The organism is Mycobacterium mantenii (assembly GCF_010731775.1).
GTDB classification, from domain to species: domain Bacteria; phylum Actinomycetota; class Actinomycetes; order Mycobacteriales; family Mycobacteriaceae; genus Mycobacterium; species Mycobacterium mantenii.
In genome coordinates, this window is sequence record NZ_AP022590.1 from 1,579,757 (window position 1) to 1,592,408 (window position 12,652).

General features: G+C 66.0%; 12 protein-coding genes and 1 pseudogene. 3 read left to right on the forward strand and 10 right to left on the reverse strand.

Going from position 1 to position 12,652, the window contains the following annotated elements:
* Positions 1-74 precede the first annotated feature (74 nt).
* Genes G6N50_RS07210 through mhpA form a run of 3 tightly spaced genes read left to right on the forward strand, consistent with a single transcriptional unit; the run spans position 75 to position 3,645 of the window.
* Entirely contained in the window at positions 75-1,187 is a 1,113-nt protein-coding gene (locus tag G6N50_RS07210) for a VOC family protein (RefSeq protein ID WP_083092277.1), read from the forward strand.
* Complete coding sequence (locus G6N50_RS07215; protein ID WP_083092275.1) at positions 1,184-2,122, forward strand: fumarylacetoacetate hydrolase family protein; 939 nt, start codon at positions 1,184-1,186, stop codon at positions 2,120-2,122. The genes G6N50_RS07210 and G6N50_RS07215 overlap by 4 nt, the downstream gene beginning before the upstream one ends.
* Positions 2,119-3,645, forward strand: a complete 1,527-nt coding sequence (mhpA, locus tag G6N50_RS07220; protein ID WP_232068905.1) for a bifunctional 3-(3-hydroxy-phenyl)propionate/3-hydroxycinnamic acid hydroxylase MhpA — start codon at positions 2,119-2,121, stop codon at positions 3,643-3,645. The genes G6N50_RS07215 and mhpA overlap by 4 nt, the downstream gene beginning before the upstream one ends.
* A gap of 8 nt (positions 3,646-3,653) precedes the next feature.
* On the opposite strand, the gene G6N50_RS07225 is transcribed toward mhpA, so the two are convergent.
* From G6N50_RS07225 to efeU, 10 genes and pseudogenes are all read right to left on the reverse strand, one after another.
* Positions 3,654-4,544, reverse strand: coding sequence for a universal stress protein (locus G6N50_RS07225; protein WP_083092272.1), 891 nt, complete (start codon positions 4,542-4,544; stop codon positions 3,654-3,656).
* Positions 4,545-4,690: 146 nt separating this feature from the next.
* Complete coding sequence (locus G6N50_RS07230) at positions 4,691-5,605, reverse strand: formate/nitrite transporter family protein (RefSeq protein WP_083092270.1); 915 nt, start codon at positions 5,603-5,605, stop codon at positions 4,691-4,693.
* Positions 5,602-5,871: a hypothetical protein gene (locus tag G6N50_RS07235; protein ID WP_083092268.1), complete on the reverse strand. Its 270-nt coding sequence runs from the start codon at positions 5,869-5,871 to the stop codon at positions 5,602-5,604. The genes G6N50_RS07230 and G6N50_RS07235 overlap by 4 nt, the downstream gene beginning before the upstream one ends.
* Positions 5,868-6,494: an RNA polymerase sigma factor gene (locus G6N50_RS07240; RefSeq protein WP_083092267.1), complete on the reverse strand. Its 627-nt coding sequence runs from the start codon at positions 6,492-6,494 to the stop codon at positions 5,868-5,870. The genes G6N50_RS07235 and G6N50_RS07240 overlap by 4 nt, the downstream gene beginning before the upstream one ends.
* A 10-nt stretch (positions 6,495-6,504) precedes the next feature.
* On the reverse strand, positions 6,505-7,572 hold the full coding sequence (locus G6N50_RS07245) for an acyl-CoA dehydrogenase family protein (RefSeq protein ID WP_083092265.1): 1,068 nt from the start codon (positions 7,570-7,572) through the stop codon (positions 6,505-6,507).
* Positions 7,569-7,709 (reverse strand): annotated as a pseudogene (locus tag G6N50_RS30230) (cyanase); the annotation flags it as partial. The gene G6N50_RS07245 and the pseudogene G6N50_RS30230, both read right to left, overlap by 4 nt.
* Positions 7,710-7,789: 80 nt before the next feature.
* On the reverse strand, positions 7,790-8,323 hold the full coding sequence (locus tag G6N50_RS07255) for an OsmC family protein (protein ID WP_083092618.1): 534 nt from the start codon (positions 8,321-8,323) through the stop codon (positions 7,790-7,792).
* A 165-nt stretch (positions 8,324-8,488) separates the two neighbouring features.
* A complete protein-coding gene (gene efeB / locus G6N50_RS07260) occupies positions 8,489-9,802 on the reverse strand; it encodes an iron uptake transporter deferrochelatase/peroxidase subunit (RefSeq protein ID WP_083092263.1) in 1,314 nt (437 codons plus the stop codon).
* Positions 9,803-9,804: 2 nt separating this feature from the next.
* Positions 9,805-10,971, reverse strand: coding sequence for an iron uptake system protein EfeO (gene efeO, locus G6N50_RS07265; protein ID WP_308204159.1), 1,167 nt, complete (start codon positions 10,969-10,971; stop codon positions 9,805-9,807).
* An 86-nt stretch (positions 10,972-11,057) separates the two neighbouring features.
* Positions 11,058-12,629 (reverse strand): iron uptake transporter permease EfeU, encoded by a 1,572-nt coding sequence (gene efeU / locus G6N50_RS07270; protein ID WP_083092262.1) that lies wholly within the window; start codon positions 12,627-12,629, stop codon positions 11,058-11,060.
* Positions 12,630-12,652: the final 23 nt, after the last annotated feature.

A 12,652-nucleotide genomic window follows, 5' to 3' on the forward strand; every position in this document is an offset into this window, starting at 1 on the left:
AGGATTCCGTCAGAATCCTTGACTGAACATTGACTCGTATGTGACGATTTCGTCAGTTAGTGTGGAGGCGGTTGATGAACCTGACCAACAGCACCCGGCAGGGCGCGCTATCCGACGAGCATCCCGGCCGAGGGCGCAACCCGGTGATCAGAGTCGTCGATATCGCGTGGCTGACCTTCGAGCGACCGGACCTCGCCCGCGCCGAGGCATTTGCGCGAGCGTTCGGCTTTCACACGGCGCAGCGCAGCCCGGATGAAGTGCAGTTGCGCGGCACACTGCCCGGCGGTCCGTGCCTCATCCTGCGCCGCGGTCCGAGGCGGCGATTCGCCGGTGTGGCGTTCCGGGCTTGCGACGAGGCGGACGTGCTGAGGTTGGCTTATGCCCACGGTGCGCCCACGCGTCCGCTGCCCGACACCATCGGCGGCCGGTCGGTCGAGCTGGTCGACCCCAGTGGCATGCCCGTCAGCGTGGTCGCCGGCGTCACGGAACTTCCGGAACTAGCTGCACAGCAGCCACTTTCATTCAATTTCGGAGCCGAACCACGACGCGTCAACGAGGCTCAGCGTCCCGCGCGTGCGCCCGCCCGAGTGCAGCGCTTGGGCCATCTGGTCGTGCAGTCGACGAGATACCTCGCGGCACTGAACTGGTATCTGGACAACCTCGGGATGATCGTCAGCGACTTCTTGTACTTCCCCGGCCAGCGCGACCGAGGACCGACGATGAGTTTCATCCGCTGTGATCGTGGCCTCACCCCCGCCGACCATCACACCCTGGCGATAGCACTCGGTCCGGCCAACCGCTACGTCCACTCGGCGTATCAGGTCAGCGACCTCGACGCTCTGGCCGCCGGCGGCGAATACCTGCGCGAGCGCGGCTACTTGCGGTCCTGGGGAATCGGCAGACACATCCAGGGCAGTCAGATCTTCGACTACTGGCGCGATCCCGACGGCTATTTGTTCGAGCACTTCGCCGACGGTGACCTGTTCGACAACACCCTCGAGCCCGGATGGGCACCGTTCACCGCCTCCGGATTGGCCCAGTGGGGCCCATCGGCGACTAGGGACTTCCTCGGAACCGGCCTGAAATCGGCTCGCCACGAACTGGTTTCGATCGCCACCGCCCTTCGCGAACACAACGAATTCGATATCGGCCGTCTGGCCGGACTACTGAAAGTGCCCACCGCATGACCCTTTCCGTCCTGCACACCGCCGACTCTTGGTGGCTCAAGACCACCAACGGCGTCGTGAAGATCGACACCGCCGCCACCAGCACCGCAGCGCTCCTGGCCGACCGGGCCGCTATCCAGAAAGCCGCCGACAGCGCCGACACCGTGGAACCCGACGGTTTGCGGTTGGTGTCGCCGGTGACCAGGCCGTGCCGGGTCATAGCGCAGATGACGAACTTCGAGTCGCACGTCAAGGACGCGGGCATGGATCCATCGGCGGTTCCCCTGACCTTCTTTCGCAAGGCGTCGGCGTCGATCAACGGCCCGTTCGACGACATCGTCAGACCGCAACACGTCAAACTCCTCGACTACGAGGTGGAGATCGGGCTGGTGATCGGGCGCACCATCCCGGTCGGAAGCAGCATTTCCGATGCGAATCTCGCCGACCTTATCGCCGGGCTGGTCGTCACCAACGACATCTCGGCGCGCGATGTCCAACTCCCCCAAACTCAGTTCTATGAGGCAAAGTCGTATCCGACGTTCACCCCGGTCGGCCCGGAGCTGGTGCTGCTCGGCGCGGACGAACTCAAGCGGTTCGGCGATCTGCGGTTGCGGTTGAGCGTCAACGGCGAGGAGCGCCAGAATGCGCTGGTGGATCCCGACATGCTCTACCGTCCGCTGCAGGCGCTGCAGTCACTGACCCAGTTCCAGGAACTCGCGCCGGGCGATTTGGTGCTCACCGGAACCCCGGCCGGCACCGCGTTGAGCGCCCCGCCGAAACCGCTGCAGATCATCGGAAACCTGTTGCCGCCCAGCGTGAAGTGGAAAGTCTTCTTTGCGCGCCAGGCCGGCAACACGGATTATCTGCAAGATGGTGACGTCATAGAGGCGTCGATCGCAACCGATGACGAGGTCATCGATCTCGGAACACAGCGCGCCACAGTCCGATTCGCGTGAAGCCCGGTGAGTTCCGGCGCAGCTCCGTGATCGTAGTCGGTGCCGGACCCACGGGCATCACCACTGCGACCCTGTTGGCGCAATACGGCGTGGATTGCCTGGTGCTCGACCGTTGGCCCGCCGTGTATCCGCAGCCGCGGGCCGTGCACCTGGACGACGAGATCTATCGCGTCATCGCCCGCCTCGGCATCGCCGATGAGTTCAAGTCGATCTCCAGGCCCACACGGGGATTGCGATTGCTGGCAGCGGATTTCGGTGTACTGGCCGAGTTCAACCGCGACCAATCCCCCGACGCGAACGGTTTCCCGCAAGCCAACATGTTCGACCAGCCGGAGCTGGAGGCGCTGCTGCGCGCGAATCTCGAGCGCCATCCGAATGCGCAGTTACGCGGCAACGCCGAGGTCACCGGGATCACCCACGGCGCGGACGGCATCCGCGTCACGTTCACCGACCGCTCCGACGGTCGAGTGCACCGGGTCGACACACGCTATGTGCTGGGCTGCGACGGCGCCAACAGCATGGTGCGTGCCCACATTGGGTCCGCGATGCGGGACTTGAAGTTTCAGCAGCGATGGTTGGTCGTCGATGTGGCCACCGACGCCGACCTGGGCCAATGGGACGGCGTCCACCAGATGTGCGACCCGGTGCGCGCGGGAACCTATATGCGCATCGGAGAAGCCCGCTACCGCTGGGAGTTCCAGCTGCTGGCCGGCGAAACGGCCGCGGACTTCGGCACGCTGGAGGCGTTGCGGTCGTTGATCGCGCCCTGGACGGACAGGGTCGCCAACGGCGACCTTCGGCTGCTGCGCGTCGCCGAATACACCTTCCGCGCTCAGATCGCCGACCGGTGGCGCCGCGGCCAAGTGTTCATTCTCGGCGACGCGGCGCATCTCACGCCCCCGTTCATCGGCCAAGGCATGGGGGCGGGGGTTCGGGACGCAGCCAACCTGGCGTGGAAGATTGCCGCGGTCCATCACGGCACCATGGCCGCCGACATACTGGAAACCTACGAGCAGGAACGCAAACCGCATACCCGGCAGATGATCCGGTTGGCGTTGGGCGTCGGGTGGGCAATGACCGGTGGTGGCCGCGCGGGCGATGCGGCGCGCCGGTTGGTGTTGCCGCGGCTGCGCTTCCTCCCCGGCGTGCGCCGCAGGATCGTCGACTCGACCACGCCGTCACTGCATTCCTCTGCGCTGGTGTGTAATTCGCGGCTACCGCGCCGCCTCGCGGGCAGGTTGTGCCCGAATCCGTCGCTACCCGACGGCCGGCGCCTCGATAACGCGCTCGGCGCGCGTTTCGCGCTGATCACCACGATTCGCCCGACTGCCGCCGACGAAGCATCCCTGGTGCGCCGCGGCGTCGCCGTCGTGATCGCCCGACCTGGGGATCCCTTGGCGACGTGGCTACGCCGGGGACACGCCAACGCAGCGCTCATCCGCCCCGACCGGACCGTTGCGCGGGCCGGACGCAATGTCGCGGCTGTGTGCGCGTGGACAACTGCCGTCCTGTGCGATCGGTGAGGTCGCGTCTATTCGGGTGCCGCCGGCCGGGCGACGATGACCGGTACCCGCACCGAGTGCAGGACCGTGTTACTGACCGAGCCCAACAGCATGCTGGCTAGCCCGCCCCGCCCGTGACTGCCGACCACCACCAGCTGTGCGCCCTCCGCCTTGTCGATGAGGTGCCGCGCCGCCCGGTCGCGGGCGACCAGTCGATGAACGGCGACGTCGGGATACCGTTCCTGCCATCCCGCGAGGCTTTCGGCGAGGCTACGCTGCGCCTCGTCTTCCACCGCCGGCCATTCGGCTTCGAAGATTTCGGTCACCGCGGTGTCGCTCCAGGCGTGGATGGCGACCAGATCGACGCCGCGTCGCGACGCCTCGTCGAACGCGATCTCGGTGGCGAGTTCGGACGCCGGTGAGCCGTCGGTGCCCAACAGGACATAACCGTTGCGCGGATCCGGCAGCTCTTCGTCCCGGAGCACCGCGACCGGGCAATTCGCGTGCCGCACCACGGTCGAGCTCACCGACCCCAGCACACCACGAGCCAGTAATCCGTGACCGGCGCTGCCCACGACGATCATCTCCGCCGTATCGGACATCTTGAGCAAGGCCGGCACCGGGGCCGAATACACCAACTCCCGTCCGATGAGCACCTTGCGGTCGGCGGGCATCGCCTCGTCCGCGATTTTCATCGCGTGCATGATCGCCTTTTTGCCTTCGTCTTCCAGACTCGTGACGAGAGACTCGGGGTATGGCACCGGTGGGTACGTCGCGGTGGGTGTCGACACCGCGTGCACGACGGTCAGCGGGACATTTCTCATCGACGCTTCCCGGGCCGCCCAGGACGCGGCGACATTGGACGCTGGCGAGCCGTCAACCGCGACGACGATGCCGAGTTGTTTGCCGGATGCCGACATTTCGTTTTCCCTCCGTCGTGGACGACGCTATCCGACGGGGGGTTTATCCATCGTGAGGCTTTAGTCCTCAACTGTCGGGACGGAAGACTCCGGGGGTAAGCCGCTGGTCACGGGGGAGGTCAGCTCCTGTTAAGGCACGGCCGCGGCTAAGTCTGGCGCCGCTGCAATCGCGCAATGATCCAGAACGGCAACGCCACGAACACCGTGCCACCGATGAGATTACCCACGGTCGTGATGCCGATGTTGGTGAGCAAGCCGTGTTCGCCGAACCCCCAGGTGATCACGCCCCGCGGTGCGACCGGGTGGAAGAGATTGAGCAGCAAGGGAAGACCGAGAAATCCGACGTTGGCGATCACGTGCTGGGTGCCGCCGATCACGAAAGCGAACGGGCCGTAGAATGCGAATGCCATCCGGGCGATGTCGCTGCGCGCCTTGAAGAACATGCACATCGACGTCTGCAGGAACCAGGTGCACACCACCGCGAGCAGCAGTGCCGTCCAGAACGGCTGCCCGGCCTTCAGCGTGCCGACGGTCGCCGCCCGCTCGGCAAACGTACCCAGATAAGGGCCGCCGGCCGCGGCGCACACCGACACGAACACCAGAGCGCCAACGATGTTGCCGATCAGTCCGACGGTGACCAACACGACGTAGCCGCCCACGGTCAGTCCGCGGTTGAGCACCGCGAGAAAACCCGCGGCCATGTCCGCGGTGATCAGTGACATGCCCGACACCAGGATCAGGACGAAGGACATGCCGAAAGCCAGGCCCATCAGCAGGCTCGCCACGCCCGGTGTCTTGACGCCGGTGCTCACCACCAGGGCCAGCAGCGCCCCGAACGCCACCATGACACCGCCGACCAGGGAACGCATCAGGAATGTTAAGGGGTGCGCGGCCTTTTCGATTGCCATGGCCGCCACCCGGTCGACCATGGCGCCGACCGACAGGGGCTCGAACGGATCCTCGGACACGCCGCTCGCCCTGACGCCGGGAGGGAAAGCGGTCACGTTGTACGCAACCACAACGTCGCTCTGACGCTGCGGCGCTTCAGCGTTGATCGTCATCCGTGTTCGCCTTTCCTCAAGCTGTGGATCGTATTGATGACACCGGCAATGTGCTCCTCGCTGAGCCGCTCTCCGTCGAAGACATGGCTGAGCAGAATCTTGAGGTCGAGCATCTGTTGCAGGTAGACCAGGCAGGGTGGGCATTCGTCGAGGTGCTTGGCCACGATCGGCCCCCACTGCTGCGGATCGGAGTCGACGAGATCGTCGACCAGGCGGACGAAGTCGACGCAGTCGATTGCGGGGACTGTGTTGTCATGAACGGTCATCGTTGATACCGCTTTTCCAGTTCGGTTCGGAGATTTCCCCGGGCGCGGTAGAGCAGTGCCCGCTGCGCCTCGGCGGACAATTCGAGAAGCGCGGCCGCCTCGTCGGCCGAGGTTCCGGCGATGTCACGCAGGATGACCAGTTGCCGCTGTCGTTCGGGCAGCCCCTCCAGCGCCGCTCGGAGACAGCCGAGGAGTTCGGTTTCGACGGTCTGATCTTCGGGCAGAAAGCGATGCGACGGCGGGACGCTCCAATGTCCGGCATCGGGGTGACCGGCGGCATGCATGTGACCCGACAGCGGATCGTCGGCTTCGCCATCGGCGGCCAGCACCTCATGATGGCGGATCCGCGATTCCCGTTGCCGGTGCCGGGATGCGGTGTGTCTGACAATGCCGAACAGCCAGGTACTGACCGACGAACGCCCCTGAAACGAATCCGCCGACTGCAGCACCTGCACCCATGCCTCCTGCACCGCTTCTTCGGCGACGGTGGGCGAATCCACCATGGTGCGAGCGAAATTCACCATCGGACGGTGAAAGTCGCGCACCAAGCTGGCCAGCGGAACCCCGCCGACCAGGCGTTCGGATTCGGTACCCTCCGGTGGCACCGCCACCGGAGTCACCATCGACCTGCGCTCAGACGCATCTGGCCAGTTCCCAGCGCAGCTGCCCTTCGGACGGCGACTGGACGGGGATGAACGCCGCCTCACGGTAGCGCCTGCTTGCCGGCGTTCTGCTCGCATATCCTTTCCCGCCGGCAGTCCGGATCTCCAAGTCGGCACTGGCGCTGGACAATTCGGCTGCGGTCAGTCGCAGCGACAGCAGTTCCTTCTTGGTGGGCGGCTCGGTTCCTCCCACGGCCGCGGCCAGAGTCGCCAGCGTCGCCTCGGCATCGATCAGCTTCTGCGTCACGCGGTCGAGATCGGCGCTGAACACCTCGTTGACGCCGCCGAGCTCCAACCGGGCCTGCGTCACGGCCGTCCGCGTCAGGCCCAGGCACATTGCCGACTGCAGGACAAGGAAAGTCGGGCGGACCGCCTGCAGGAACCTCTCGAAGTCGCGCGACAACACCTGTTCGGCGGGGACGTGAGCGCCGTCCAGGTTCAGGTAGGACGAGGCGGTGCTGCCCATGGCCAGCAGATCGAAGTGCTCGCCCAGAACCACCCCGGGCGTGCCCAGGGTCAACGCGACGATCAGTTTCTCGCCGGCATCGGTCCGCACCGTGGTCACCATGGTCGAGTCGGGGTGCAAGTTACTGGCCCATCTGATCGGGCCGGACACCCGGTACCCGTCGGCCACGGGTGCGGCGGTCAGCTCCAAGCTGCCACAACCGGCCGCCTCCTTGAACGCCGCGGCCATGCCGGTCACCCCCAGCACGCTTCCCGTAAGCAGCGGTTCAATCGCAGCGATACTGAATTCAGTTGCGGCCATGAGCAAATACTCGACCGTCATGCGATGCGCCCACAACGAGAACCCGGTGCTCATGCAGGCCCCAGAGACCAACCGGATCACCTCGGCCATCACCGGGAGTCCGCCGTCGAGGTTGCCGGGAGCGCCGATTCCGAGCAGACCGGCCGCACCCAGCGCGGCGAAACTGCGCCGGGAGTGGTCCTCACCTCGGTCCAGCGCCGAGGCGTGAGCCCGAATGTCTTCCAATAGTTCGACATCCAACCGGCTGGCGGCAGGATCCATGGTCGCCGTCATTTCGCTGCCTCCTGAGCCTGCTGCGCGGAGTGCTTCCACGCGTAGTCGAGGAACTTCCCGTCGAATGTGACGACCACCCTGTCGCCCTCCGGGTGCGGGCGACGTTGCACGCTCAGTTGAAAATTGATGGCACTCAGCCCTTGCTGAACCCGTGCCAGCCTGATGGCCTCGCCGAGCTCGCTCTTGGTGAATGTCTGTGCTAACGCCGGGTTTTGCGTCATGATGCTTGTTGGCTGATCAGGGTCGAGTCGACCGTTACCGGGTTGCGAAACGTGTTCACCACGGGTGACCAGGCAATGGCGTTGTCGTGGATCTCCTTCAGCGTCGCTTCGTCGGCGCCGCCGGCCAGGCTCACCGTGCAGCGGACCGCGCTGAACCCGAGGGGCTTGCCGGGCGGGGTGTCCCCCACGCCCCACACCGCGGAGATATCGATGTCGCCTTCCATCTCGATTTCGATCTTGGTCAGAGTCACGCCACGACGGGTCGCGTTGGCCAACAGTCCCACCGATACGCACGAGCCCAGCGCGGCCAGCGCCGTCTCCGAGGGATTGGGTGCCGAGTCGTCGCCCAGCAGCGCGGGTGGCTCGCCCACCAGCATCGGCGCCAGGTCCCGTACATAGGTCATGTTGCGGAACCCGGTCTCACAGACCGTCTTGGCTTTGAGCGTCTTCTTGCCGGTCTCGGGGCTGGCCTTGGCGGTACAGGACAGCCGGTCAAGGCCTTCGGCGTCGATGACGAGTGCGTCGGTCATGTGAACTTTCTCCATTTCTCGCAGATTGTGCGGCGTCACGGAGTTAGTGCGCGGCGGGCATCGATGCGTGACGGCGGGCGCGATGGATTTACCGTCCCGACACGAAACATCACGCGCCTGAAACACAGCGCCACTGACCGGCCGCTGCCTATCGGCGAAATTTGCTCAGCCGAACAGGCTTTGCGCGATGTAATGGCCTTCGGCCGGCGCCGGCGGCACCGCGAAGATTGCTGACCCGATGTGGCGGATGTATTCGTTGAGAAGGTCGTGGGCACCCAGTCGGTTCTGCAGACGGATAAAATCTTGGGGATCTTTTTGATACGAGACGAACAGCAGACCGGCGTTGAGTTGGCCGTTGGCGTCGAGACCGTCGGTGTAGTTGTAGGACCGCCGGCGGATCATGATGCCGTCGTTGTTTTCCCGGGCGGCAAGGCCGACGTGAGACATCGGATCGATGAGCGGGTTGCCGTCGGTGCCCTTGGCGGCGAAATCCGGTGTATCGAATTCGTGCTTGCCGCTCAGCGGCGCCCCTTCCTCTTTGGTGCGCCCGAAGATCCGCTGCTGATTACCGATCCGGTCGACATCCCACGTCTCCATCAGCATCCGGATCTTGCGGACGACTTGGTATGTCCCCCCGTTCATCCACGGCTGGTCACTGTTGTTGACCCAGACGAATTTCGCGTACTCGCCATCGGTGGCGATGTTGCGGGTACCGTCCTTGAAACCCAACAGGTTTCGCGGCGTGTGCTGGCCGGGGCCGGCGGAGGCTCGACCGAAACCCAACACCGCCCAGAACGGCGACACGATATTGCGGCCGAGACGGGCCAAGTTGCGCACCGCGTGGTAGCAGACCTGGGGGTCGTCGGCGCACGCCTGCACGGACAGGTCTCCACCATGCAGCCGGGGATCAAGGTTGTCTCCGTTCAGCGGCGGCAGGTCGGTGAACACGGCGGGCCGCTTGGCGGCCAGTCCGAACCGATCGCCGAACAGCGACGGGCCCAATCCGACGGTGACGGTGAGGCTGGCGGGGCTCAGCCCGTAGGCCTCCCCGGTGTCCGCGGGAGGCTGCACCTCGACCTGCGGCTGTACGGTCCCGACCGGCTTGCCCTGCTGCAGGATCGCGGCGGCGGCCGACCAGCGCGCCAACAGCGTCTGCAGCTCTCTGCGGCCCGCGCCGCCGGCCACCGAGAACGACATGAACATGGCGTACCGCTGTGGGGGCGTGTCGATTCCGCCTTGGTGGGGCTGGCCGTAGAAGGGATAGCTGCGGCGCAGATCGACGGTGTCATCGTCGTCCCCGCGTTGCCCCGCCGCCATCGCGTGACCGGCGAAGCCGCCACCGACGGCGCCGATCGCGGCACCGCCCAGTCCGGCCAGCATGGCGCCGCCCAGCGCACGCCGGCGCGACACCGTGCTGGATTCCGCCGGCGTGCCGGCGTTGTTCGGGTCGCCGGCGGGTTCGGTGATGTCGTCAGTCACGATCAGCCGGCCGTGACGACTTTTTGGGCGACGGTAGACAGGCTTTGGTGCAGCGGCTGGATGACCGCGGTCAGCTTCGGTGCGTCGCTGGCCTTCAGCGCCGGGGTGTAGGTCTTGTAGCCGCCGAGTGCGGCCGCGTCGCGATACCCATCCAGCGTGGTGAGCACGCTTTGGAACTGCTGATCGATCTGGTGGACGAGATTGCCGTCGATCTTTTCCAGGCCCGGCCGCAGCGAGGCGTACGCCTGTTGGGCGCCTTCGACGTTGCCCGAAAAGTCCACCAGGTCAATGTGACTGAAGGCCTCTTCCTCACCGGTGATTTTGGTGTTCTGGATCTCTTCGATCAGGTCGCTGGCACCGTTGGCCAGGTCCTCGGGTTTGTACTGCAGGCTGGCGACGATGCCGTTCAATTTGCCGACGTTGCTTACCAATTCGGTGCTGAGCGCCTTTGTTCCGGGGGTGATCGCGCCGCCCTGCCACAGATCGCGCTCGATGGCGTGAAAGCCCTTCCAGCCGACCTTCGCGTCGACCGGCGTCGACTCGCGCATGTCGATCAGATAGTCCAGGCTGCCGGCGTTGTCGCCGACCGCGAAGCCCGGCAGGACGAAGCCCTCCACGGTGGACTCCGAACGCTCCCAGAACAACCGGGCTTTGGCGTAGGTGGCCTTCGCGGCATCGACATTGCCCCCCTGCACGGCAGCATCGAGTGCCTTCACGCCATCGTTGAGCTGACCGATCTGGTTGACGATGTAGGCCGCGTAGTCCTTGGTGCCCTTGCTGAGGATGCTGGCCACCGTGCCCGTCGGCGTCGCCGGCGTCTGGCCCGTCACCGTCAGGCTCTGGTATTCGGTGCTCGCACCCGGACAGTAGAGTTGGTAGGCACCCCCGTCCAGCGAAACCGTGAACGACACCGGGTCCAGGCCGGGCGCGAGGTTTTCCTTCTCGCCGACGATCCGCTGGTCCCTGAGTAATTCGACTTCACTGATCCCCGGCGCATTCGTATTGGCGACCGTGAAGGTCACCGGCCCGGCGGGCACGCTGGTGGTGTCCAGTGCGCAGCCGTCTTTGCCCCCGTCGTTGGCCAAGGTGACCTTGACCGCATTGGTGCGTCCCGGTTTCTGCTGCTGGGCATGGCTCGAGTTATCCGTCGAGTGGCCGCATGCGGTCATAGCCAACGCCGCGGCCGCGGCCAAAGCCGTTGCGGTGGGCCAGCTCGTGGAAGACCGGCGCCGTGCCCGGGCGATGCGACTCACCATTAGATCGATTTCCTCTCATCGTCTTGCCTGCGGTCCGTGCGCACCGAGGCTATCGCCGACAGCGCGCAAGCCAACGCAAAACCCGCTATCACCAATGGAAGCCAGACATTCCAGAGCTGCCGCTCGCCGCGATCACGGCCGTTCGAAACGATCTCGGCGGCAGTCGAGCGGTCCTCGACTTTGGACGTGGACCAGTCCGTCGTCAGCCCGCCGAGGCTGACGGTCTTGGCACCGATCAGCCCACCGCCGGTCAGAATCGCCGTGCGGTTGCTCATCGCTTGCGCACTCACCACTGAATCGCCTTGCGCGAGCACGGTATACACGGTGGTCGTCGACCACTGACCCTGAAACGGCCCCGGAGTGCGGCCGGCCGCGAGACCGACCGGTAGCCGGCCCCCCGTCATGCTCAGCAACTGACCCAGCGTGACTTCCGGCGCACCATCGGCCCCGGCGGGCTCGGAAGCCTGCCATACCTGTACCGGCAGGCCGTCCACGGTTTGGTCGTCTCCCGGGACGAGCACGATGTTGTGGGCGGTCGAGGTGCCCTGGGGGACGACGGTCAGTTCGCGTCCGTGCGGCCCGGTCACCATCGACACCGCAGCGGTGTGGCCGGAGCGGTCGGTGACGGTGCGCACGCGCACGCCCGGCGATGAGCCGGCGGCGGGCGTCACGATCGCCAGCGCCGCCGCGACGATGACCAGCACCGCCGACGTCGCCGCCAGCAACCGGCCGCGGGCCCGCGGCGTGGCGGCGAGCCGTGCGGGCCAGAGGAAGACGACAAGTACCGGCACGGCGTAGAGCAGCCAGCCCAGCACCTCGATGAGGCGCGGGTCGGCGGGGATGCCGAACACCCCGGTCGTGGCCGCACCCAGCACCGAGTTGCTGGGTATCCAGCCGGACAGGTCGAGCACCTGCTGCTGGCCGATGCTGACCCAACCCGCCTCGTGCGCGGTGCGCAGCGCACCCAGCACCAGCCCGGCGGCGATCAGCACCAGAAACACCCCGGTGACCCGGAAGAACCGGCCGAGGTTGATCCGCAGGCCGCCGTAATACAGGCCCACGCCGAGCCCGACCGACGTCGCGATGCCCACGGCGCCACCCAGCACGGCGAACCACCGGTTCCCGTGCGAGGTCTGCGCGGCCGCCAGCAAGAAGACCGACGTCTCGAAGCCCTCCTTGAGGACGGCAAGGAACGCCATCACGGCCAGGGCGAACGCGCTGCCGCGGTTGACCGCCCGACGGGCTTCGCGCTCAAGTTCCCCTTTGAGCTGGGCGGCGTTGCCGTTCATCCAGATGATCATCGAGGTCACGAACACCACCGCGATGGCGTTGATGACGGTCTCCATCATCTCTTGCTGGGCCTGCGGCAGGCTCGCGGCGAACAGGTCGAGGCCGACACCGACTCCGACGCTGAGCAGCACGGCCAGGGCGACCCCGGCAAACATTGGGCGCACGGTCTGGCCGTTTCGCATGAGGAAGGCACCGACGATGCTCACAATGAGCGACGCCTCGAGGCCTTCACGCAGACCGATGAGGAAGGTGCCGATGAACACGCCGAATACGCCCTGCATATGCCCTGTTTCTGTCCCGCCGG